Here is a 22817-nt window from a genome sequence, read left to right as displayed (position 1 = left end):
TGAAAGGTGCAAAGTGCTGAAAAAACTTCTCCCCCTGCTGGCCCTGCTCGCCGCGCCCGCTTTCGCGAAGCCTGTTTTAACCGTTTATACCTACGACTCTTTTGCTGCCGACTGGGGCCCTGGCCCGACGGTGAAAAAGGCATTCGAAGCCGACTGCAACTGCGAACTGAAGCTGGTGGCGCTGGAAGACGGTGTGTCGCTGCTTAACCGCCTGCGTATGGAAGGCAAAAACAGCAAGGCCGATGTGGTACTGGGCCTCGACAACAACCTGCTGGCGGCGGCCACGCAAACCGGGCTGTTTGCCAGAAGCGGCATTCCCGCAAGCGCGGTGAGCGTCCCCGGCGGCTGGAACAACGACACCTTTGTGCCGTTCGACTACGGCTGGTTCGCCTTCGTGTATGACAAAACCAAAGTGAAAAACCCGCCGAAAAGCCTGAAGGAGCTGGTGGAGAGTGACCAGAAATGGCGCGTTATTTACCAGGACCCGCGCACCAGCACGCCGGGCCTCGGGCTGCTGCTGTGGATGCAAAAAGTGTATGGCGATAAAGCGCCCGAGGCGTGGCAGAAGCTGGCGGCAAAAACCGTCACCGTCACCAAAGGCTGGAGCGAAGCCTACGGCCTGTTCCTGAAAGGTGAGAGCGACCTGGTGCTGAGCTACACCACGTCCCCGGCGTATCACATCATCGAAGAGAAAAAAGAGCATATCGCCGCGGCAAACTTCAGCGAAGGCCACTATCTGCAGGTTGAAGTGGCCGGGCGTCTCGCTGCCAGCAAGCAGCCGGAACTGGCGGATAAATTCATGAAGTTTATGCTTACCCCGGCGTTCCAGCAGGCGATCCCCACTGGAAACTGGATGTATCCGGTCAGCAACGTGACGCTGCCGGAGGGCTTTACCTCGCTGGTTAAACCCCAGACCACGCTGGAATACTCTGCCGATGAGGTCGCCGCCCAGCGCGCCGCCTGGATTAGCGAATGGCAACGCGCCGTCAGCCGTTAATCCCGGGCTGGATGTGGCCGGGGCTGTGTGCCGCCACGCTGCTGGTGGCGGTGGCGCTGGCTGCATTCGGCGCGCTGTGGTTTAACGCACCGCACGGCGACGCCTTCGCCGTGCTGCACGACAGCTATCTCTGGCACGTGGTGCGTTTCTCATTCTGGCAGGCGTTTCTCTCCGCCCTGCTTTCGGTGGTTCCCGCCATATTCCTCGCCCGCGCCCTGTACCGCCGGCGCTTTCCGGGGCGCGAGGCGCTGCTGCGGCTGTGCGCCATGACGCTGGTACTGCCGGTGCTGGTGGCGGTGTTCGGCATTCTCAGCGTGTACGGGCGTCAGGGCTGGCTGGCGACACTCTGCGCCTGGGCGGGCATTGAGTGGCGCTTCTCGCCCTATGGCCTGCAGGGGATCCTGCTGGCGCATGTCTTTTTCAACCTGCCGATGGCGACCCGTCTGCTGCTGCTGGCGCTGGAGCAGATCCCCGGCGAGCAACGACAAATTGCCGCCCAGCTGGATATGCGCGGCTGGCATTTCTTCCGCTACGTCGAGTGGCCCTGGCTGCGGCGACAGATCGCCCCGACGGCGGCGCTGATCTTTATGCTCTGTTTCGCCAGCTTTGCCACGGTGCTGTCGCTCGGCGGCGGGCCGCAGGCAACCACCATCGAGCTGGCTATCTTCCAGGCGCTCAGCTACGACTACGATCCGGCGCGTGCTGCGCTGCTGGCGCTGTTGCAGATGGTCTGCTGTCTTGGCCTGGTAATGCTCAGCCAGCGGCTCAGCAAGGCGATCCCGGTAGGCAGCAGCGCGGTGTCGGGCTGGCGCAATCCGCAGGACAGCCTGCGCAGCCGCCTGTGCGACGGCGCGCTGATAAGCCTTGCGCTGCTGTTGCTGTTGCCACCGCTGCTGGCAGTGATCGTTGACGGGCTCAACCGCAGCGTAAGTCATGTACTGGCCGACCCGCTGCTGTGGCAGGCGCTGTTAACGTCTCTGCGCATCGCGCTCGGAGCCGGGCTGCTCTGCATGGTGCTTACCCTGATGCTGCTGTGGAGCGCCCGCGAGCTGCGGCTGCGCCAGCGGGCAATGGCGGGCCAGATGCTGGAGCTGAGCGGGATGTTGATCCTCGCCATGCCCGGCATCGTGCTGGCAACCGGCTTCTTTCTGCTGCTCAACGCCAGCATCGGTTTGCCACAGCAGGCGGACGCGATTGTGATTTTCACCAATGCCCTGATGGCCGTGCCTTATGCCATGAAGGTGCTCGATCACCCGATGCGCGATATCGCCGCCCGCTACGGGTTGCTGTGTCAGTCGCTGGACTTGCGCGGCCTTAACCGCCTGCGCTGGCTCGAATGGCGCGCCCTGCGGGGGCCGCTGGGCCAGGCGCTGGCGTTTGCCTGCGTGCTCTCCATCGGCGACTTTGGCGTGGTGGCGCTGTTCGGCAATGCCGATTTCCGCACCCTGCCATTTTATCTCTATCAGCAAATCGGCTCCTACCGCAGCGAGGATGGAGCGGTCACCGCCCTGCTGCTGCTGCTGCTCTGCTTCCTGCTGTTTACTGCAATCGAAAAACTCCCGGGGCGCCATGCTGACTCTCACTGATGTAACCTGGCTGTATCAACATCTGCCCCTGCGCTTCAACCTGCATCTCAACGCCGGGGAACGCGTGGCGGTGCTCGGCCCGAGCGGGGCCGGAAAAAGCACGCTGCTGAGCCTGGTGGCGGGCTTTCTGGAGCCGGCCTCCGGCAGTATCAGGCTAAACGGCGCGGACCATACCCATACGCCGCCGGCGCAGCGCCCGGTGTCGATGCTGTTTCAGGAAAATAACCTGTTTACCCACCTGACGGTGCACCAGAACATCGGGCTCGGTCTGCATCCGGGACTGAAGCTTAACGCCGACCAGCGCGCCCGGCTGGAAACGATCGCACGCCAGATGGCGATCGATACCCTGCTCGATAGGCTGCCCGGTCAGCTCTCCGGCGGTCAGCGTCAGCGTGTGGCACTGGCGCGCTGCCTGGTACGCGAACAGCCCGTGCTGTTGCTGGATGAGCCGTTTTCCGCCCTCGATCCGGCACTGCGCCAGGAGATGCTCTCGCTGCTGGAGACGCTGTGTGAACGCCAGCAGCTGACGCTGTTAATGGTGTCCCACAGCATTGAAGACGCAGAGCGCATCGCGCCCCGCAGCGTGGTAGTGGTGGATGGCCGCATCGCCTGGGACGGCGACACGGGTGCGCTGGTGCGCGGTGAAACCAGCGCGTCGGCGCTGTTAGGTATCGCGCCTCAGTGAGCGCCGCTGAGTACTTTTCCAAGAATGCGCAGGTAAACCGGCATCAGCGGATGGCTCTGGATGACTACCAGTGCGCCGACGGCAACGGCCGTGATCAGCGGCGCCAGCCAGTGCAGCCGGGCGCGCGGCAGGTACGCCGTCAGCCTGTCGCTGCCGGATTTTCCGCTGCGCCACCAGCGCCAGCACAGCCAGGCGGCAATCCACAGCAGTAAGCCAACCCCCAACAGCAGCCACTTAAACCAGCCGCTTTGCATGTCATCGGGGATATCGATCGCTGCCCCGGCGAGGATACCGGGCAGGAAGTAGAACGGCGGCCAGAACACGCAGCCGATCACGTTCGGCAGAATGAATTTGCGTACCGGCAGATCGAGCATCCCGGCCACCATCGGCACCAGCGGACGCGTCGGGCCAACAAAACGCCCGACCAGAATAGTGAACATGCTGTGCTGGTGCAGCGCATGCTCGGTTTTATCGAGCAGCGCTTTGTTTTTCTTCAGGAATGACCAGCGATGCAGCGGCTTTTTGAAACGCCAGCCGATGCCGAACGAGATCCAGTCACCGAGGAAACAGCCGAGGATGCCCGCCGCCCATGCCTGATAGAAATTGACCTCGCCGCTGCCAATCAGCGCGCCGAGGCCCGCCATCAGCACCGTACCCGGCAGCAGCAGCCCCACCAGCGCCAGCGATTCGAGAAACGCCACCAGCGCCACGGCAATCAGCGAATACGTCACAGACTGCGTAATAAAGTGATTCAGGAAAGCTTCCATAACGTATCCGTTAGTTGAAGGAAGGGGGATTCTGCTGAGCGCGCCGCGCCCCGTCAAGCTCCCGGCCTCCTGAAATCCGGTGCGGTGGTAAGATTTTGTTGCTGATTAGCCTTTCGTTTAGCTACGCCTGCTCACACCCGGCGCGAAACTCGCTCGGACTGGCACCGGTGCATTTTTTAAACACCCGTGAAAAGTAGAGCTGATCTTCAAACCCGACGTTGCGCCCGACGCTGGCGACCGGCATACGCGTGGTGCTCAGTAACAGTTTAGCCTGGCTGATGCGCTGATCCTCGCGCCAGCTCAACACGCTGACGCCAAGCTGCTGGCGAAACAGATGCGAGAGCCGCGACGGCGACAGGCAGACGTGCTGCGCCACGCCCGCAATATCAAAGTTGCTGTCGGCCAGGTGATCGCTGATGTACTGACATGCATCGCGCACCCGGTGGTCGAGCGGCGCTTTGAGCGACTCGCTGATCGCTTCCACACGACGCAGCAGCATCTGCTCCAGCAGGTTGATCGCCAGCAGTTCCGAGTAACGTCCCTGCCCCTGAGCGGCGTCAATGATCTGCTGGAACAGCCCGGCAAACTGCGCGGCCTGCGTTTCCTCCGGCCGGAAAAAGCCGGTATGGGCAAAGATGGCTGGCCAGTTAAGCCACTCGTGCCAGTAAGCGCGCGGACGGAAATAGACCCACTGGTGATACCACTCCTGCGCGCCAGGGCTGCGTCCGTAGTGATGGATTTCGCCGGGTGGGAACAGCAGGATATCGCCGGGCTTGCAGATAAACTGCTGCCCCTGGTTTTTCACTACCCCCTCGCCACGCACCGTCAGATTGAGAATAAACCCCTTCATGCCCAGCGGCCGGTCGATGAAAAAGTCGAGGTAGCCGCCCGCTTCGATGGGCGTCAGCCCGGCAACCAGATGGGCATTGAACGAGTAGCCCGGCAGCAGCGGATCGTTTTGCATTTCAGCCATAATGTGCATCGCTCCAGCGTTAAATAAGGAAACCAATTGTCCATATCCCGCCCCGCTACTGCCTGTGCCCACCTGCGGGGCTGGCATGGCGTTATCCATGCGGGGTAAGTCCGTTTAAACGCAGTAATTCATTCCCTGAAGCCCCTGAAACAGCACGAAAACGGAGTAACAGAATTGTCTATAACCGCGGCAGAAATGTCCACATCGAATATTTGCGTGACGTCACAGTTTGCTAACCCATAGCATTTTCGTCCATAAGATAAGCCAATTTCCCCTGACGGTTTCCGGCCTTGAAAACTACTGTTCATCCATGTCTGTTTGTTCATGGAGCAATGAAAGATGGCAATCGCCCTTGGCCTGGATTTTGGTAGTGATTCGGTACGCGCCCTGGCTGTAGACTGCGCGACCGGTGCGGAGCTGGCCACTGCGGTTGAGTGGTATCCGCGTTGGATGGAAGGTCGCTTCTGCGATGCGCCCCACAATCAGTTTCGTCATCACCCCCTCGATTACATCGATTCGATGGAAAAATCGCTGCTGGCGGTGCTCGACCAGTTACCGGATGACGCCCGCACGCAGATCGTTGGTATCGGCGTCGACAGCACCGGGTCAACCCCTGCGCCCATTGACGACGACGGCTACGTGCTGGCGCTGCGCCCGGAGTTTGCCGACAATCCGAACGCGATGTTTGTCCTGTGGAAGGATCACACGGCGGTAGAAGAGGCCGAAGCCATCACCCGCCTGTGCCACCAGCCGGGTAAGGCCGACTACTCGCGCTATATCGGCGGAATTTATTCCAGCGAATGGTTCTGGGCCAAGATTCTGCACGTCACCCGTACCGATGCGGCCGTGGCGCAGGCAGCGTCCTCCTGGATCGAGCTGTGCGACTGGGTACCGGCCCTGCTCTCCGGCACCACGCGTCCGGCAGACATTCGCCGCGGCCGCTGCAGCGCCGGCCATAAATCCCTGTGGCATGAGAGCTGGGGCGGCCTGCCGCCGGCCAGCTTCTTTGACGAGCTGGACCCGATCCTCAATCAGAATCTCGTCTACCCGATGTTCACCGACACCTGGACGGCAGACGTTCCGGTGGGGAATCTCAGCCCGGAGTGGGCCGCACGTCTGGGCCTGCCGGAGAGCGTAGTGATTTCCGGCGGCGCGTTTGACTGCCATATGGGCGCGGTCGGCGCGGGCGCGCAACCCAATACCCTGGTAAAAGTCATCGGCACCTCAACCTGCGACATCCTGACGGCGGATTACCCGAGCGTCGGCGACCGTGCGGTGAAGGGTATTTGCGGCCAGGTGGATGGCAGCGTCACGCCGGGATTTATCGGTCTTGAGGCGGGCCAGTCGGCCTTTGGCGATATCTATGCCTGGTTTGGCCGCGTGCTGGGCTGGCCGCTGGATGAGCTGGCCGCTCAGCATCCTGAGCTGCGCGAGCAGATCGCCGCCAGTAAGAAAGCGCTGCTGCCTGCACTGACCGCCGCCTGGGCCAAACAGCCGTCGCTCGAACACCTGCCGGTAGTGCTTGACTGGTTTAACGGGCGCCGCACGCCGTTTGCCAATCAGCGCCTGAAGGGCGTGATCACCGACCTGAGTCTGGCTACCGATGCACCGGCGCTGTTTGGCGGCCTGGTTGCGGCTACCGCTTTCGGCGCCCGCGCCATCATGGAGTGTTTCACCGAGCAGGGCATCGCGGTCAATAACGTGATGGCCCTCGGCGGCATCGCGCGTAAAAACCCGGTCATCATGCAGGCCTGCTGCGACGTGCTGAACCGTCCATTGCAAATTGTCGCCTCGGATCAGTGCTGCGCGCTGGGTGCGGCGATCTTCGCCGCCGTGGCGGCTGGGGTACACAGCGACATTCCTGCCGCCCAGCAGGTGATGGCAAGCCGTATCGAAAATACGCTTCAGCCCGACGCCGCTCAGGCAGCCCGTTTCCAGCGCCTCTACCACCGCTATCAGCAGTGGGCGAAGAGCGCAGAGCAACACTACTCCCCTTCCGCTACGTCACAGCCTGTTGCCGCAGGCCAGAACGCCCTGACACATTAAGGACAAGATAATGAGCATTTTTTCTCAATATGAAGTGTGGTTCGTCATTGGTAGTCAGCATCTTTATGGCCCGGAAACCCTGCGCCAGGTGAACGACCATGCCGGCCAGGTGGTGAACGCGCTGAATGCCGAAGCGAATCTGCCCTGCAAGCTGGTACTGAAACCGCTGGGCACCACGCCGGATGAGATCACCGCCATCTGCCGCGAAGCGAACCATGACGAGAAGTGCGCGGGTCTTGTGGTGTGGCTGCACACCTTCTCGCCGGCAAAAATGTGGATTAACGGCCTGAGCATCCTGAATAAACCGCTGCTGCAGTTCCATACCCAGTTCAACGCCCAGATCCCGTGGGGCAGCATCGATATGGACTTTATGAACCTGAACCAGACCGCGCACGGCGGCCGTGAGTTCGGTTTCATCGGTGCCCGTATGCGCCTGCAGCACAGCGTGGTGACCGGGCACTGGCAGGATAAAGAGGCGCAAAAACGTCTTGGTGCCTGGGTGCGCCAGGCGGTATCGAAGCAGGACACTCGCCAGCTGAAAGTGGCGCGCTTTGGCGACAACATGCGTGAAGTGGCGGTTACCGAAGGGGATAAAGTCGCAGCGCAGATCAAGTTTGGTTTCTCGGTTAACACCTGGGGCGTCGGCGATCTGGTGGCGGTAGTCAACGAGGTGAGCGAGGGCGATATCAATGCGCTGATCGACGAGTATGAAAGCAGCTATCGCCTGACCGCCGCCGCGCAGGTGAACGGCGACAAGCGTCAGAACGTCATTGACGCTGCGCGCATTGAGCTGGGCATTAAGCGCTTCCTGGAACAGGGCGGCTTCCACGCCTTTACCACCACCTTTGAAGATCTGCACGGCCTGAAACAGCTGCCGGGGCTGGCGGTTCAGCGCCTGATGCAGCAGGGCTACGGCTTCGCCGGGGAAGGCGACTGGAAAACCGCGGCGCTGCTGCGCATCATGAAAGTGATGGCCGCAGGCCTGCCGGGCGGCACCTCCTTTATGGAGGATTACACCTACAACTTCGAGTCCGGCAACGACCTGGTGCTCGGCTCGCACATGCTGGAAGTGTGCCCGACCATCGCCACTGACGAAAAACCAATCCTGGACGTGCAGTATCTGGGCATCGGCGGCAAAGCCGATCCGGCGCGCCTGATCTTCTCTACCACTACCGGTCCGGCGATCAACGCCAGCCTGATCGATCTCGGCGATCGCTTCCGCCTGCTGGTTAACTGCGTGGACGCGGTGCCAACCCCTCACGATCTGCCGAAGCTGCCGGTGGCGAACGCCCTGTGGAAAGCGCAGCCGGATCTGCCGACGGCATCCGAAGCCTGGATCCTCGCGGGCGGTGCGCACCATACGGTGTTCAGCCAGTCGCTGAACCTCGATGACATGCGCCTGTTTGCAGAGCTGCACGGCATTGAAGTGGCGGTGATCGACAATGATACGCGCCTGCCGGCGTTCAAGGATGCGCTGCGCTGGAACGAGATCTACTACGGCCTGAAACGCTAATTCCCTGCGTTTCACTTCCGGCGGGCTGGCTACGTGTCGCCCGCCGCACGGCTAACACGGTGGAGCGCCGCTGCGCATCCACCCTGCAACATTTGAGGTTTCACTATGTTTGAAGAGTTGAAGCGCCAGGTGCTGGAGGCGAATCTGGCTCTGCCGCAGCATAATCTGGTCACCCTCACCTGGGGCAACGTCAGCGCCGTCGATCGCGAGCGCGGCGTGCTGATCATTAAACCTTCCGGCGTGGATTATACCGTGATGCGCGCTGAGGATATGGTGGTGGTGAGTCTGGAAACCGGCGAGGTGGTGGAAGGCACCAAAAAGCCCTCCTCCGATACCCCTACTCATCGCCTGCTGTATCAGGCATTCCCTGCCATTGGCGGCATCGTGCATACCCATTCGCGCCATGCCACCATCTGGGCGCAGGCTGGCTTGCCCGTGCCCGCCACGGGCACGACTCACGCCGACTATTTCTACGGTCCGGTGCCCTGCACCCGTAAGATGACCGAGGAAGAGATCAACGGCGAGTACGAATGGGAAACCGGCGCGGTGATTGTCGAAACCTTCCGCGATGCAGGCATCGATCCGGCGCAGATGCCTGGCGTACTGGTGCACTCCCACGGCCCCTTTACCTGGGGCAAAGACGCCGCCGACGCGGTTCATAACGCCATCGTGCTGGAAGAGATCGCCTATATGGGGATCTTCGCCCGCCAGCTCGCCCCACAGCTTCCCGCCATGCAGCAGACCCTGCTGGATAAACACTACCTGCGCAAGCACGGCGCGAAAGCGTATTACGGTCAGTAATTACAAAGCCTGTAACCTGTTACAGGCTTCTGATTTTTTGTCTGCTTTGCTCATATTGCCGAACAGAAATATGTGGTAAATCACTGCTTCATAATTTCTCAAGGAATGAGCAAATGAACGTATGCTTTGCCGTTCGTATTCTCAGCGGGGTTCTCCTCGCCTTTTATCTGTTTAACGTCTGGTCTGTTTATCATTTCAGTCAAACGACGCAAACTCGTCCTGCTGACTGCGTTATTATTCTCGGCGCAGGTATCGCGGGTTCTCATCCATCCCCGGTATTTCGCGAGCGCCTTGAGCATGCCATCACGCTTTATCGTCTGGGATATGTAAAAAAAGCGATTGTAACCGGAGGTTTTTCTCCAGGAAATTCGATGTCAGACGCTGCGACAGGCCAGCACTATCTGATTGCACACGGCGTCCCTGCTAAGGATATTTACATTGAGCAACAGTCACGAGTAACGCGTGAGAATCTACGCTATGCCCATGTAATAATGCGCAAAAAGCATTTTCGCACAGCATTGATCGTCAGCGATCCCTTACATATGAAACGCGCCATGTTAATTGCCCGTGACGCCGGGATAGCGGCATTCTCTTCACCGACACCCTCCTCCCGCTTTCGCACGCTCAACGCGCAGTTGCCTTTTCTGTTGCGGGAAGCTTTTTATTACTCAGGCTATCAACCTGTCAGATACTTCGTAGCACTACGCAATACTGTACAAAACCCCAGCACCTTCCCCTGAAACAGGCTATACTCCCCGCTGGTTTGACTGACTGAGAGAGCAGCGTGTCACAGGCGCGTCAGGGCTTTATTCTTACCCGCCACTGGCGGGATACCCCGCAGGGTACCGAAGTGGAATTCTGGCTGGCGACCGACGCCGGGCCGCTTAAGGTTGTGCTCCCGCCGCAGGAATCGGTGGCGTTTATTCCCGAGCGTCAGCGCGCTGAGGTTGAAGGGCTGCTGGCGGGCGAAAAAGGCGTGCGCCTCACGCCGCTCGGCCTCAGGGATTTTCACCGTCAGCCGGTGTTCGGCCTCTACTGTAATCAGCATCGTCAGCTGATGCGGCTGGAAAAGCTGCTGCGCGAGAACGGCATCACGGTGTATGAAGGTGACGTTCGTCCTCCGGAGCGGTTCCTGATGGAGCGGTTCATTACCGCCCCGGTGTGGGTGGATGGCGAGCCGCGCGGCGATACGCTGATGAATGCCCGCCTGAAGCCTGCGCCTGAGTATCGCCCACCGCTGAAGTGGGTGTCGCTGGATATTGAAACTACACGTCACGGTGAAGTCACCTGCATCGGCCTGGAAGGCTGTGGCGATCGGGTGGTGTTTATGCTCGGGCCGGAAAACGGGGCCACGCGCACCCTGGATTTCCGGCTGGAGTACCTCGCCAGCCGTCCGCAGATGCTGCAGCGGCTCAACGCCTGGTTTGCCGAGTACGATCCCGATGTGATTATCGGCTGGAACCTGGTGCAGTTCGACCTGCGGGTGCTGCAGAAACACGCCGAGCGCTACGGCGTGCCGCTGACCTGGGGGCGCGGTAACCTTCCACTGGAGTGGCGCGAGCACGGTTTCAAGAACGGCGTGTTCTTCGCCCAGGCGGCGGGCAGGCTGATCATCGACGGCATTGAAGCGCTGAAATCCGCATTCTGGAACTTCTCCTCGTTCTCGCTGGAGAGCGTTTCACAGGAGTTGCTTGGCGAAGGGAAATCCATCGACGATCCCTGGCATCGTATGGATGAGATTGAGCGCCGCTTCAATGAAGACAAACCCGCACTGGCGATCTACAACCTGAAAGACTGCGAGCTGGTGACGCGCATCTTCCATAAAACCGAGCTGATGCCGTTTTTGCTGGAGCGCGCGACGGTCAACGGTCTGCCGGTCGACCGTCACGGCGGCTCGGTAGCAGCATTCAGCCACCTCTATTTTCCGCGCATGCACCGTGCCGGCTATGTGGCACCCAATCTCGGCGATGTCCCGCCCCAGCCCAGTCCCGGCGGCTACGTCATGGACTCGCGCCCCGGCCTGTACGATTCGGTACTGGTGCTGGACTACAAAAGCCTTTATCCGTCGATTATCCGCACCTTTCTGATTGACCCGGTCGGGCTGGTTGAAGGAATGGCGCAACCGGAGCCGGAAAAGAGCGTCGAAGGTTTTCTCGGAGCCTGGTTTGGACGTGAGACGCACTGCCTGCCGGAGATCGTCAGCCAGATCTGGCACGGACGCGAAGAGGCCAAACGCCAGGGCAACAAGCCCCTCTCCCAGGCCTTAAAGATCATTATGAACGCCTTCTATGGCGTGCTCGGCACCAGCGCCTGTCGCTTCTTCGATCCGCGCCTCGCTTCCTCTATTACCATGCGCGGTCACGCCATCATGCTGCAGACCAAAGCGCTGATTGAAAGCCAGGGCTATAACGTGATTTACGGCGACACTGACTCCACCTTCGTCTGGCTGAAACAGGCCCACAGCGAGGCGGACGCGGCACGTATCGGCCAGCAGCTGGTGGAGCACGTCAACGCCTGGTGGAAAGCCCATCTGCGCAGCGAATACGGCCTTGAAAGCGCGCTGGAGCTGGAGTACGAAACCCACTTCTGCCGTTTTCTGATGCCAACCATTCGCGGGGCGGAAACCGGCAGCAAGAAGCGCTATGCCGGGCTGATTCAGGAGGGCGACAGCCAGCGCATGGTGTTTAAGGGGCTGGAAACCGTGCGCACCGACTGGACGCCGCTGGCGCAGCAGTTTCAGCAGAACCTGTATCTGCGTATTTTCCGCCGCGAGCCGTATCAGGAGTATGTGCGCGAAACCATTCGCCAGCTGATGGAGGGCGAGCTGGACGGGCAACTGGTTTACCGCAAGCGGCTGCGTCGCCCGCTCAGCGAATACCAGCGCAACGTACCACCGCACGTGCGCGCCGCCCGGCTGGCAGACGAAGAGAATGCGCGCCGCGGTCGCCCGCCTCAGTATCAGAACCGAGGCAGCATCAAATACGTCTGGACCACCAGCGGCCCGGAGCCGGTGGATTACCAGCGCTCGCCACTGGATTATGAACACTATCTGACGAAGCAACTTCAGCCGGTGGCCGAAGGGATACTCCCTTTCACCGCCGATGATTTTGCTACACTTATGACAGGGCAGCTGGGGCTTTTTTGACAGGTGACGAATCCATTGCCTTCCAGTACCATAGCGCCCTTTCCAATCCAGGTTCCTTTTCTGACGGTCCGCCACTCGTGGTGGAGGTCATACTTTTGCCTGAAATTTGCTACTGAATAGAGCCGAATACTTATGCCATTTACCCTTGGTCAACGTTGGATCAGCGATACCGAAAGCGAACTGGGTCTGGGCACTGTAGTCGCGATAGATGCGCGCATGGTGACCCTGCTTTTCCCTGCCACCGGTGAAAATCGTCTGTATGCCCGAAATGACTCCCCTATCACCCGCGTGATGTTCAATCCGGGTGACACAGTCACCAGCCATGAAGGCTGGGAGCTGAAAGTCGATGACGTTAAGGAAGAGAATGGCCTGCTCGCCTATACCGGTACCCGCCTGGACACTCAGGAGAGCGGCGTCACGCTGCGTGAAGTGCTGCTCGACAGCAAACTGGTATTCAGTAAACCCCAGGATCGCCTGTTCGCCGGTCAGCTTGACCGTATGGATCGCTTTGCGCTGCGTTACCGCGCCCGTAAATACCAGAGCGAACAGTACCGTATGCCCTGGAGCGGCCTGCGCGGCCAGCGCACCAACCTTATCCCGCACCAGCTGAATATCGCCCATGACGTGGGCCGTCGCCACGCACCGCGCGTGCTGCTGGCAGATGAAGTCGGGCTGGGTAAAACCATTGAAGCCGGGATGATCCTGCATCAGCAGCTGCTCTCTGGTGCCGCCGAACGCGTGCTGATCGTGGTACCGGAAACCCTGCAACATCAGTGGCTGGTGGAGATGCTGCGTCGCTTCAACCTGCGCTTTGCGCTGTTTGATGACGAGCGCTATGCCGAAGCCGCCCACGACGCCGATAACCCGTTTGAAACCGAACAACTGGTGATCTGCTCGCTGGATTTCGTGCGCCGCAACAAGCAGCGCCTGGAGCACCTGTGCGAAGCCGAGTGGGATCTGCTGGTGGTGGACGAAGCGCATCACCTGGTGTGGAGCGTGGATGAGCCAAGCCGTGAATATCTGGCAATTGAACAGCTGGCCTCGCAGGTACCCGGCGTGCTGCTGCTCACCGCGACCCCGGAACAGCTCGGAATGGAGAGCCACTTTGCGCGTCTGCGCCTGCTCGACCCGAACCGCTTCCATGATTTCGACCTCTTTGTAGAAGAGCAGAACAACTACCGCCCGGTAGCAGACGCCGTGGCGCTGCTGCTGGCCGGCAACCGCCTGAGCGATGCCGATCTCAACATGCTGAGCGAGCTTATCGGCGAGCAGGATATCGAGCCGCTGCTGCAGACCGCCAACAGCGATCGCGACGGCGCAGCGGATGCCCGCCAGGAGCTGATCGACATGCTGATGGACCGCCACGGCACCAGCCGCGTGCTGTTCCGCAACACCCGTAACGGCGTGAAAGGTTTCCCGAAACGCGAGCTGCATACTATCAAGCTGCCGCTGCCGACCCAGTACCAGACGGCAATTAAAGTGTCTGGCATCATGGGCGCGCGCAAGAGCGAAGAAGATCGCGCCCGTGACCTGCTTTACCCGGAGCAGATTTATCAGGAGTTCGAAGGCGATACCGGCACCTGGTGGAACTTCGACCCGCGCGTCGAGTGGCTGATGGGTTACCTGACCAGCCATCGCTCTCAGAAAGTGCTGGTGATCTGCGCCAAAGCCGCCACTGCCCTGCAACTGGAGCAGGTGCTGCGCGAGCGCGAAGGCATCCGCGCGGCCGTGTTCCACGAAGGCATGTCGATTATCGAGCGCGACCGCGCCGCAGCATGGTTCTCGGAAGAGGACACCGGCGCGCAGGTGCTGCTGTGCTCGGAGATTGGCTCTGAAGGCCGTAACTTCCAGTTCGCCAGCCATCTGGTGATGTTCGATCTGCCGTTTAACCCGGACCTGCTGGAGCAGCGTATTGGCCGTCTCGACCGTATCGGTCAGGCGCACGATATTCAGATCCATGTGCCTTATCTGGAGCATACCGCGCAGTCGGTGTTGGTGCGCTGGTATCACGAAGGGCTGGATGCTTTCGAGCACACCTGCCCGACCGGCCGCGCCATCTACGACAGCGTCTATAGCAAGCTCATCGCCTTCCTGGCGGCGCCGGACAACACCGACGGCTTTGATGAGCTGATCGCCGACTGCCGCGAGCAGCATGAGAGTCTGAAACGCGCGCTGGAGCAGGGCCGCGACCGCCTGCTGGAGATCCACTCCAACGGCGGAGAAAAAGCACAGGCGCTGGCGGAGAGCATCGCCGGCCAGGATGACGATCCGGGTCTGGTGAACTTCGCCATGAACCTCTTCGATATCATCGGGATCAATCAGGACGATCGCGGTGAGCACATGATTGTTCTCACCCCGTCCGATCACATGCTGGTGCCGGATTTCCCGGGTCTGCCGGAAGACGGCTGCACCATCACCTTCAGCCGTGATGTGGCGCTCTCCCGCGAAGATGCGCAGTTCATTACCTGGGAGCATCCGCTTATCAGCAACGGTCTGGATCTGATCCTCTCCGGCGATACCGGCAGCTGCGCCCTGTCGCTGCTGAAGAATAAGGCGCTGCCGCAGGGCACGCTGCTGCTGGAACTGATGTACGTGGTGGAGGCCAAAGCGCCGAAACAGCTGCAGCTCAACCGCTTCCTGCCGCCGACCCCGGTGCGCATGCTGGTGGATAAAAACGGCACGAATCTGGCGGGTCAGGTGGAGTTCGAAAGCTTCAACCGCCAGCTCAGCGCGGTGAACCGCCATACCGGCAGCAAACTGGTGAACGCGGTGCAGCAGGAGGTTCACGCCATTCTGCAGCTGGCGGAAACTCAGGCGGAGAACGCGGCGCAGGCACTCATCGCCTCCGCGCGCAGCGAAGCGGACGAGAAGCTCAGCGCTGAACTCTCTCGCCTTGAGGCGCTGAAAGCGGTGAACCCGAACATCCGTGAAGACGAGCTGGAAGCCATCGACAGCAACCGCAAGCAGGTGCTTGAGAGCCTGAGCCAGGCCAGCTGGCGCCTTGATGCGCTGCGTCTCATCGTCGTTACGCATCAGTGATATAGGACTACCGTTAATGTTGATGGAACCCTATAACCCGCCCACCGATCCCTGGCTGGTCATCCTGTATCAGGATGACCACATCATGGTGGTCAATAAACCAAGCGGGCTGCTTTCGGTACCGGGTCGTCTCGACGAGCACAAAGACAGCGTGATGACGCGCATTCAGCGCGACTTCCCGCTGGCGGAATCCGTGCACCGTCTCGACATGGCCACCAGCGGCGTGATCGTGGTGGCGCTGACGAAAGCCGCAGAGCGCGAGCTGAAACGTCAGTTCCGCGAGCGCGAGCCGAAGAAGCAGTATCTGGCGCGGGTGTGGGGTCATCCTGAGCAGGAAGAGGGGCTGGTGGATCTGCCGCTTATCTGCGACTGGCCGAACCGGCCTAAGCAAATTGTCTGCTTTGAAACCGGCAAAGCGGCGCAAACCGAGTATCAGGTGCTGGAGTACGCGGATGACAATACCGCCCGCGTACTGCTCAAACCCATCACCGGGCGCTCGCACCAGTTGCGGGTACACATGCAGGCGCTGGGTCACCCGATCCTCGGCGACCGCTTTTACGCGACGCCGGAGGCGCTGGTCCGTGCGCCGCGCCTGCTGCTGCACGCCGCGACCCTGACCATCACCCATCCGCAGTACCGTACACCGATGACCTTTAACGCGCCGGTCGATTTCTGAACATCCGGGTGAAAAAAAAAGGCAGCGACCCGAGGGTAGCTGCCTTTTTTATTGCGCGGCGCCTGGACGACGCACTGCGGATTACTTAAAGCCTTTGCTGGTTTTAATCAGGTCGTAGGCTTTCTGGATCTCCTGCGCTTTCTGCTTCGCCATCTGCATCATCTCCGGCGGCAGCCCTTTCGCGACCAGCTTATCAGGGTGATGCTCGCTCATCAGCTTGCGGTAGGCGCGCTTGATAGTGGTGGCGTCATCGGATGGCTTCACGCCCAGCACGTTACAGGCATCTTCCAGCGTCGGCCCCTGCTGCGCCTGCTGCCAGTTACCGCCGCTGCCCTGCTGCTGGTAACCGCCGCCGAAGTGCGCCCCGCCCTGCATCATGCGCAGGAACTGGTCAAACTGCATGCGCGAGATCCCCAGCTCTTCGGCAATCACGTACAACACGTCGCGCTCGTTCGGGTGCAGCGAGCCGTCAGCAAACGCCGCCTGGATCTGGATTTCCAGAAACATCCGAATCAGATCGAAACGCCCGAAGCAGACGCTTCTCAACTGGCGCATTTTCTCACGCAGCGGATAGTTATCGGCTTTGCCGACGCGGAATGCCTGCTGCGCGGCGCTACGCGAGTCACCGTGCAGATCCATGCGGTCCATTAATAATGTCGCGATCTGGATATCGGCTGCGGTGACGCGCCCTTTCGATTTGGTGAGATGCCCCATCACTTCAAACGTGGTGCTAAAGAACAGCGACTGACGCTGCTGCTGGTTAGCAAACCAGACGGTACGACGGCTGCGCGCTTTATCAATTGCATGGCCAATCAGTAGCCCCAGCAGGACGCCCCAGAAGCCGCCGCCCAGTATCAGCGCTGCTGCCACACCAATCACTTTTCCCCAATACTGCATATACTCCCCAAATCGTCATGCCGTCGGCTAGAATTTGCTTTATCATACCCGTCATTCTTAGCCGTGCCTAACACACAAGGCTTAAAACGGGCAGGATTAACACTGGCGCTGTGGTGATGAGTAAGTTAGTCTCTGACCGTTTGCCGGCGCGACGCCACTGATGACGGAACAACGAATAACACGTATGAAAAAACGTATTCCCACCTTGCTGGCCACGATGATTGGCACAGCCCTGTATAGCCAACAAGGTCTGGCTGCCGATCTCGCCTCGCAGTGTATGCTCGGCGTTCCCAGTTACAATCGTCCTCTGGTAGAGGGCGAACCCAACAGCTTGCCCGTCACCATCAATGCCGATAATGCCAAAGGCAATTATCCGGACGATGCGGTGTTCTCCGGTAACGTCGATATTCAGCAGGGCAATAGCCGCCTGCTGGCCGACGAGGTACAGCTGCATCAGAAACAGGTGGAAGGCCAGGCGGAACCGGTGCGTACCGTGGATGCCCTCGGTAACGTCCACTACGACGATAATCAGGTGATCCTGAAAGGGCCAAAAGCCTGGTCGAACCTGAATACCAAAGATACTAACGTCTGGCAGGGCGACTACCAGATGGTGGGTCGTCAGGGCCGTGGTACGGCGGACGTCATGAAGCAGCGCGGTGAAAACCGCTACACCATTCTGGAAAACGGCACCTTTACCTCCTGCCTGCCCGGCTCCGACACCTGGAGCGTGGTGGGAAGCGAAGTGATTCAGGACCGCGAAGAGCAGGTTGCTGAAATCTGGAATGCGCGCTTCAAGCTTGGGCCAGTGCCCATCTTCTACAGCCCCTATCTGCAGCTGCCGATCGGCGATAAACGCCGCTCCGGCTTCCTGATCCCGAATGCCAAGTACGGCTCGAAGAACGGTTTCGAGTTCACCCTGCCGTACTACTGGAACATCGCGCCAAACTTCGATGCCACCATCACTCCGCACTATATGGACAAGCGTGGCGGCATCATGTGGCAGAACGAATTCCGCTACCTGACCCAGGCCGGTCTCGGCCTGATGGAGTTCGACTACCTGCCGTCCGACCGCGTGTATAACAACGACTACGCCCAGGACGGCGACAGCCACCGCTGGATGTATTACTGGAAACACGGCGGCGTGATGGATCAGGTGTGGCGCTTCAACGTTGACTACACCAAAGTCAGCGACGAGCGCTACTTCAACGACTTCGACTCGGAGTACGGCACCAGTACCGATGGCTACGCGACGCAGAAATTCAGCGTCGGCTACGCGGTGCAAAACTTTGATGCCACCATCTCCACCCGTCAGTTCCAGGTGTTTGATACCCAGCGTAACCGCGACTCCTATCGCGCCGAGCCGCAGCTTGACGTCAATTTCTATCAGAACGATCTCGGTCCGTTTGATGCGCGCCTTTATACCCAGGCAGTGCACTTCACCAACGTGAACGATAATCTGCCGGAAGCGACGCGTCTGCACATGGAGCCAACGCTCTCGCTGCCGCTCTCCAACCAATGGGGAAGCATCAACACCGAAGCGAAGCTGTACGCTACGCATTATGACCAGAAAAACCTTGAAGAGTACCGCGCGTATACCAATAACGACCCTGCTGCGACGGCGCTGAAGGAGTCGGTTAACCGCGTGATGCCGCAGTTCAAAGTGGACGGCAAGATGGTCTTCGAGCGCGACGTGGACACGGTGGCGGGCTATACCCAGACACTTGAGCCGCGTCTGCAGTACCTCTACGTGCCGTACCGTGACCAGAGCAACATCAACAACTATGACTCCTCGCTGTTGCAGTTTGATTACTCTGGCCTGTTCCGCGACCGCACCTACGGCGGTCTGGACCGTATCGCCTCAGCGAATCAGCTGACCTCAGGCGTGACCAGCCGTTTTTATGACGACGCGTCAGTTGAACGTTTTAACGTTTCCGTTGGTCAAATCTACTATTTCACCGAGTCCCGTACCGGTGATGACAACATCAACTGGGAAAAAGACAAGCAGACCGGGTCTGTGGTCTGGGCCGGCGATACCATGTGGCGCATCAGCGATCGCTGGGGCTTACGCGGCGGCGTGCAGTACGACACGCGCCTCGATAACGTCGCCACCGGCAGCAGCGCCATTGAGTATCGTCGCGATGAGAACCGTCTGGTGCAACTGAACTACCGTTACGCCAGCCCGGAATACATCCAGGCAACGCTGCCGCGTTATGCGTCGTCCGAGCAGTACAACAAGGGCATTTCGCAGGTCGGTGCGACCGCCAGCTGGCCGATTGTCGATCGCTGGTCGGTGGTGGGTGCGTACTATCACGACACCAACACCAATAAAGCGGCCGATCAGATGCTGGCCGTGCAGTACAACTCCTGCTGTTACGCGATCCGCGTCGGATACGAGCGCAAGCTTAACGGCTGGGAAAACAATCAGAGCAAATATGATAACGTGTTCGGCTTCAACATTGAACTGCGCGGCCTGAGCTCCAACTACGGCCTCGGCACCAATGAGATGTTGCGCTCGAACATTCTGCCGTACCAGAGCTCGCTGTAAGGCAGTCGATTTAAACAGTCCGCAATGCGGTTAATCAGAATGGAAATAGTATGAAGAACTGGAAAACGCTGCTTCTTGGTATCACGTTCGTGGTGAATACCGGTTTCGCTGCTCCGCAGGTTGTCGATAAAGTTGCAGCCGTGGTGAACAACGGTGTGGTGCTGGAAAGTGACGTTGATGGTTTGATGCAGTCTGTAAAGCTCAACGCGAGCGGTGCGGGTCAGCAGCTTCCGGATGACACCACGCTGCGCCATCAGATCCTTGAACGTCTGATCATGGATCAGATCCTGCTACAGATGGGCCAGAAAATGGGCGTGCAGATCTCCGATCAGCAGCTGGATCAGGCGATCGCCAACATCGCGCGTCAGAACAATATGTCGATGGATCAGATGCGCAGCCGCCTGGCCTACGACGGTCTGAACTACAACACCTACCGCAGCCAGATCCGCAAAGAGATGCTGATCTCTGAAGTGCGTAATAACGAAGTGCGCCGTCGCGTCACTATCCTGCCGCAGGAAGTGGAGCAGCTGGCCGCCCAGGTGGGTAACCAGAATGACGCCAGCACCGAGCTGAACCTCAGCCACATTCTGATCGCGCTGCCGGAAAACCCCTCTTCCGCCCAGGTTGACGACGCGGAAACCCAGGCGCGTAACGTTATCGACCAGGCGCGTAACGGCGGCGACTTCGGTAAGCTCGCTATCTCCTATTCTGCTGACCAGCAGGCGCTGAAAGGCGGCCAGATGGGCTGGGGACGTATTCAGGAGCTGCCGTCCATCTTTGCCCAGGCGCTGAGCACAGCGAAAAAAGGCGACATCATCGGCCCGATTCGTTCCGGCGTAGGCTTCCACATTCTGAAAGTGAACGACATGCGCGGCCAGACGCAGAACATTTCTGTGACCGAAGCGCACGCACGCCACATTCTGCTGAAGCCGTCTCCGATCATGACCGACGAGCAGGCACGGGTGAAAATCGAACAGATCGCCGCGGATATCAGAGGTGGAAAAACCACCTTTGAAGCCGCAGCGAAAGCCTTCTCTCAGGATCCAGGCTCTGCGAACCAGGGCGGCGATCTGGGTTGGGCTTCACCTGACATGTACGATCCGGCCTTCCGCGATGCGCTGATGAAGCTGAATAAAGGCCAGGTCAGCGCTCCGGTGCACTCCTCCTTTGGCTGGCACCTGATCCAGTTGCTGGATACCCGCAACGTCGATAAGACCGATGCAGCCCAGAAAGATCGCGCTTACCGCATGCTGTTCAACCGCAAATTCTCTGAAGAAGCGGCAACCTGGATGCAGGAACAGCGCGCCAGCGCCTACGTGAAAATCCTGAGCAATTGATGGTCACCACGCCGCGCATCATCATCACTCCCGGCGAACCTGCCGGGATTGGTCCGGATCTGGTGGTGCAGCTCGCGCAACGCGACTGGCCGGTAGAACTGGTAGTGTGTGCGGATGGTGCGCTGTTAACCGGGCGGGCTACCCTGCTCGGTCTGCCTCTCCAGCTTCTCCCCTATGATGCACAACGACCTGCCGCTTCACAGCGGGCGGGTACGCTGACGCTGTTGCCGGTGCCACTGCATGCACCGGTTACGCCGGGCGTGCTTGACGTGCGCAACGGGGAGTACGTGGTGGAGACGCTGGCACGCGCCTGCGACGGTGCGCTGTCCGGCGAGTTTGCCGCGCTGATCACCGGCCCGGTGCATAAGGGCATCATCAACGATGCCGGTATTCCGTTTACCGGTCATACCGAGTTTTTTGAAGCGCGTGCGCAGAGCGAAAAAGTCGTGATGATGCTGGCAACCGAAGAGTTGCGCGTTGCGCTGGCGACCACACATCTGCCGCTGAAAGCAGTTGCGGACGCCATTACACCAGCCTCACTGCGCCAGGTCATCACCATTCTTCATCACGATTTGCAGCATAAATTTGGTATCGCCGCACCCCATATTCTGGTGTGCGGCCTCAATCCCCATGCCGGCGAAGGCGGGCATATGGGAAGCGAAGAGATCGATACCATCATTCCGGTACTGGACGCGCTGCGCGCCACCGGCATGAACCTGAGCGGTCCGCTGCCAGCGGATACGCTGTTCCAGCCCAAATACCTTGACCACGCTGACGCGGTGCTTGCGATGTACCACGATCAGGGGCTGCCCGTGCTAAAATACCAGGGCTTTGGCCGGGCGGTGAATATTACCCTTGGCCTGCCCTTTATTCGCACCTCGGTTGACCACGGTACCGCGCTTGAACTCGCGGGACGCGGTACGGCCGATGTCGGCAGTTTTACTACGGCGCTTAATCTCGCCATTAAAATGATTGTTAATAGTCAATGAATAATCGAGTCCATCAGGGCCATCTCGCCCGTAAACGTTTCGGGCAAAACTTCCTTAACGATCAGTTCGTTATCGACAGCATTGTTGCCGCTATCAATCCACAGAAGAATCAGGCGATGGTCGAAATCGGCCCGGGTCTGGGTGCCCTGACCGAGCCGGTCGGCGAGCGCCTCGATAAGCTGACGGTGATCGAGCTTGACCGCGATCTGGCCGCGCGTCTGCAGACCCACCCGTTCCTGGCCCCGAAGCTGACCATTTATCAGCAGGACGCCATGACCATGAACTTTGCCGAGCTGTCGGCTACCATCGGTCAGCCGCTGCGCGTATTCGGCAACCTGCCGTATAACATCTCTACGCCGCTGATGTTCCACCTCTTTAGCTATACTGATGCCATCGCCGATATGCACTTCATGCTGCAAAAAGAGGTGGTGAATCGTCTGGTTGCAGGCCCGAACAGTAAGGCGTATGGTCGTTTGAGCGTGATGGCGCAGTACTACTGCCAGGTTATTCCGGTGCTCGAAGTACCGCCGACCGCCTTCACGCCGCCGCCTAAAGTGGATTCTGCCGTGGTGCGTCTGGTGCCGCATACCACGCTGCCGCACCCGGTGAAAGACCTGCGTCTGCTGAGCCGCATTACCACCGAGGCGTTCAACCAGCGCCGCAAAACCGTTCGCAACAGCCTCGGCAATATGTTTAGCGTTGAAGAGCTGGACGCGATGGGCGTCGATCCGACGAAGCGTGCGGAAAACATCAGCGTGGCGCAGTACTGCCAGATGGCTAATCACTTAGCCGATCGTCAGGCCTCGAAGGAGAGCTAACCT

17 protein-coding genes are annotated in these 22817 nt (G+C 59.7%); 14 read left to right on the top strand and 3 right to left on the bottom strand.

What is annotated here, in order from left to right; translation table 11 throughout:
• Positions 1–13 precede the first annotated feature (13 nt).
• The 3 genes from thiB to thiQ are packed head-to-tail and all read left to right on the top strand — an operon-like array spanning position 14 to position 3268.
• Entirely contained in the window at positions 14–997 is a 984-nt protein-coding gene (thiB, locus tag KFZ77_RS03390; RefSeq protein WP_264385440.1) for a thiamine ABC transporter substrate binding subunit, read from the top strand.
• Positions 973–2583, top strand: coding sequence for a thiamine/thiamine pyrophosphate ABC transporter permease ThiP (gene thiP, locus KFZ77_RS03385; protein WP_264385439.1), 1611 nt, complete (start codon positions 973–975; stop codon positions 2581–2583). The genes thiB and thiP overlap by 25 nt, the downstream gene beginning before the upstream one ends.
• Complete coding sequence (thiQ, locus tag KFZ77_RS03380; protein WP_264385438.1) at positions 2567–3268, top strand: thiamine ABC transporter ATP-binding protein ThiQ; 702 nt, start codon at positions 2567–2569, stop codon at positions 3266–3268. Before thiP ends, thiQ begins: the two co-directional genes overlap by 17 nt.
• On the opposite strand, the gene KFZ77_RS03375 is transcribed toward thiQ, so the two are convergent.
• Together KFZ77_RS03375 and araC are read right to left on the bottom strand one after the other, a co-directional pair.
• On the bottom strand, positions 3262–4035 hold the full coding sequence (locus KFZ77_RS03375) for a DedA family protein (RefSeq protein WP_264385437.1): 774 nt from the start codon (positions 4033–4035) through the stop codon (positions 3262–3264). The two genes, thiQ and KFZ77_RS03375, sit on opposite strands and share 7 nt — an antisense overlap.
• Positions 4036–4156: 121 nt before the next feature.
• A complete protein-coding gene (araC, locus tag KFZ77_RS03370) occupies positions 4157–5008 on the bottom strand; it encodes an arabinose operon transcriptional regulator AraC (RefSeq protein WP_152548330.1) in 852 nt (283 codons plus the stop codon).
• A gap of 339 nt (positions 5009–5347) precedes the next feature.
• Here araC and araB point away from each other — a divergent pair, with 339 nt between their 5' ends.
• The 7 genes from araB (at position 5348) to rluA (ending at position 16228) form a co-directional block, all read left to right on the top strand.
• The gene (araB, locus tag KFZ77_RS03365; protein WP_031518612.1) at positions 5348–7054 is read left to right on the top strand and encodes a ribulokinase; all 1707 of its coding nucleotides are present in this window, start codon (positions 5348–5350) and stop codon (positions 7052–7054) included.
• A 10-nt stretch (positions 7055–7064) separates the two neighbouring features.
• Entirely contained in the window at positions 7065–8567 is a 1503-nt protein-coding gene (gene araA, locus KFZ77_RS03360; protein ID WP_264385436.1) for an L-arabinose isomerase, read from the top strand.
• Positions 8568–8672: 105 nt separating this feature from the next.
• The gene (gene araD / locus KFZ77_RS03355) at positions 8673–9368 is read left to right on the top strand and encodes an L-ribulose-5-phosphate 4-epimerase (protein ID WP_031518616.1); all 696 of its coding nucleotides are present in this window, start codon (positions 8673–8675) and stop codon (positions 9366–9368) included.
• A gap of 113 nt (positions 9369–9481) precedes the next feature.
• On the top strand, positions 9482–10108 hold the full coding sequence (locus tag KFZ77_RS03350) for a YdcF family protein (protein WP_051640433.1): 627 nt from the start codon (positions 9482–9484) through the stop codon (positions 10106–10108).
• 44 nt (positions 10109–10152) lie between these two features.
• A complete protein-coding gene (gene polB / locus KFZ77_RS03345; protein ID WP_264385435.1) occupies positions 10153–12513 on the top strand; it encodes a DNA polymerase II in 2361 nt (786 codons plus the stop codon).
• 132 nt (positions 12514–12645) lie between these two features.
• Positions 12646–15552 (top strand): RNA polymerase-associated protein RapA, encoded by a 2907-nt coding sequence (gene rapA / locus KFZ77_RS03340; RefSeq protein WP_031518621.1) that lies wholly within the window; start codon positions 12646–12648, stop codon positions 15550–15552.
• Between the two features lie 16 nt (positions 15553–15568).
• Positions 15569–16228, top strand: coding sequence for a bifunctional tRNA pseudouridine(32) synthase/23S rRNA pseudouridine(746) synthase RluA (gene rluA / locus KFZ77_RS03335; protein WP_031518623.1), 660 nt, complete (start codon positions 15569–15571; stop codon positions 16226–16228).
• Between the two features lie 81 nt (positions 16229–16309).
• Here rluA and djlA read toward each other — a convergent pair whose 3' ends face one another.
• Entirely contained in the window at positions 16310–17125 is an 816-nt protein-coding gene (gene djlA, locus KFZ77_RS03330) for a co-chaperone DjlA (RefSeq protein WP_031518625.1), read from the bottom strand.
• Positions 17126–17309: 184 nt separating this feature from the next.
• Here djlA and lptD point away from each other — a divergent pair, with 184 nt between their 5' ends.
• The 4 genes from lptD to rsmA are packed head-to-tail and all read left to right on the top strand — an operon-like array spanning position 17310 to position 22814.
• On the top strand, positions 17310–19670 hold the full coding sequence (lptD, locus tag KFZ77_RS03325; protein ID WP_264385434.1) for an LPS assembly protein LptD: 2361 nt from the start codon (positions 17310–17312) through the stop codon (positions 19668–19670).
• A 50-nt stretch (positions 19671–19720) separates the two neighbouring features.
• On the top strand, positions 19721–21007 hold the full coding sequence (gene surA / locus KFZ77_RS03320; protein ID WP_264385433.1) for a peptidylprolyl isomerase SurA: 1287 nt from the start codon (positions 19721–19723) through the stop codon (positions 21005–21007).
• Complete coding sequence (gene pdxA, locus KFZ77_RS03315; protein WP_031518630.1) at positions 21007–21996, top strand: 4-hydroxythreonine-4-phosphate dehydrogenase PdxA; 990 nt, start codon at positions 21007–21009, stop codon at positions 21994–21996. Before surA ends, pdxA begins: the two co-directional genes overlap by 1 nt.
• Positions 21993–22814: a 16S rRNA (adenine(1518)-N(6)/adenine(1519)-N(6))-dimethyltransferase RsmA gene (gene rsmA, locus KFZ77_RS03310; protein ID WP_031518632.1), complete on the top strand. Its 822-nt coding sequence runs from the start codon at positions 21993–21995 to the stop codon at positions 22812–22814. Before pdxA ends, rsmA begins: the two co-directional genes overlap by 4 nt.
• The last annotated feature ends 3 nt before the right edge of the window (positions 22815–22817 follow it).

The sequence above is a fragment of the Siccibacter colletis genome (assembly GCF_025914095.1).
GTDB classification, from domain to species: domain Bacteria; phylum Pseudomonadota; class Gammaproteobacteria; order Enterobacterales; family Enterobacteriaceae; genus Siccibacter; species Siccibacter colletis.
This window is presented reverse-complemented; position numbering and strand designations above follow the sequence as displayed.

What these genes read in the sequence shown, in the direction of transcription:
- rapA (WP_031518621.1), top strand. Translation starts at nt 12,646, where the DNA reads ATGCCATTTACCCTTGGTCAACGTTGGATCAGCGATACCGAAAGCGAA.
- lptD (WP_264385434.1), top strand. Translation starts at nt 17,310, where the DNA reads ATGAAAAAACGTATTCCCACCTTGCTGGCCACGATGATTGGCACAGCC.
- araC (WP_152548330.1), bottom strand. Translation starts at nt 5,008, where the DNA reads ATGGCTGAAATGCAAAACGATCCGCTGCTGCCGGGCTACTCGTTCAAT.
- KFZ77_RS03350 (WP_051640433.1), top strand. Translation starts at nt 9,482, where the DNA reads ATGAACGTATGCTTTGCCGTTCGTATTCTCAGCGGGGTTCTCCTCGCC.
- thiQ (WP_264385438.1), top strand. Translation starts at nt 2,567, where the DNA reads ATGCTGACTCTCACTGATGTAACCTGGCTGTATCAACATCTGCCCCTG.
- araA (WP_264385436.1), top strand. Translation starts at nt 7,065, where the DNA reads ATGAGCATTTTTTCTCAATATGAAGTGTGGTTCGTCATTGGTAGTCAG.
- thiP (WP_264385439.1), top strand. Translation starts at nt 973, where the DNA reads ATGGCAACGCGCCGTCAGCCGTTAATCCCGGGCTGGATGTGGCCGGGG.
- KFZ77_RS03375 (WP_264385437.1), bottom strand. Translation starts at nt 4,035, where the DNA reads ATGGAAGCTTTCCTGAATCACTTTATTACGCAGTCTGTGACGTATTCG.
- pdxA (WP_031518630.1), top strand. Translation starts at nt 21,007, where the DNA reads ATGGTCACCACGCCGCGCATCATCATCACTCCCGGCGAACCTGCCGGG.
- surA (WP_264385433.1), top strand. Translation starts at nt 19,721, where the DNA reads ATGAAGAACTGGAAAACGCTGCTTCTTGGTATCACGTTCGTGGTGAAT.
- rsmA (WP_031518632.1), top strand. Translation starts at nt 21,993, where the DNA reads ATGAATAATCGAGTCCATCAGGGCCATCTCGCCCGTAAACGTTTCGGG.
- djlA (WP_031518625.1), bottom strand. Translation starts at nt 17,125, where the DNA reads ATGCAGTATTGGGGAAAAGTGATTGGTGTGGCAGCAGCGCTGATACTG.
- araD (WP_031518616.1), top strand. Translation starts at nt 8,673, where the DNA reads ATGTTTGAAGAGTTGAAGCGCCAGGTGCTGGAGGCGAATCTGGCTCTG.
- rluA (WP_031518623.1), top strand. Translation starts at nt 15,569, where the DNA reads ATGTTGATGGAACCCTATAACCCGCCCACCGATCCCTGGCTGGTCATC.
- araB (WP_031518612.1), top strand. Translation starts at nt 5,348, where the DNA reads ATGGCAATCGCCCTTGGCCTGGATTTTGGTAGTGATTCGGTACGCGCC.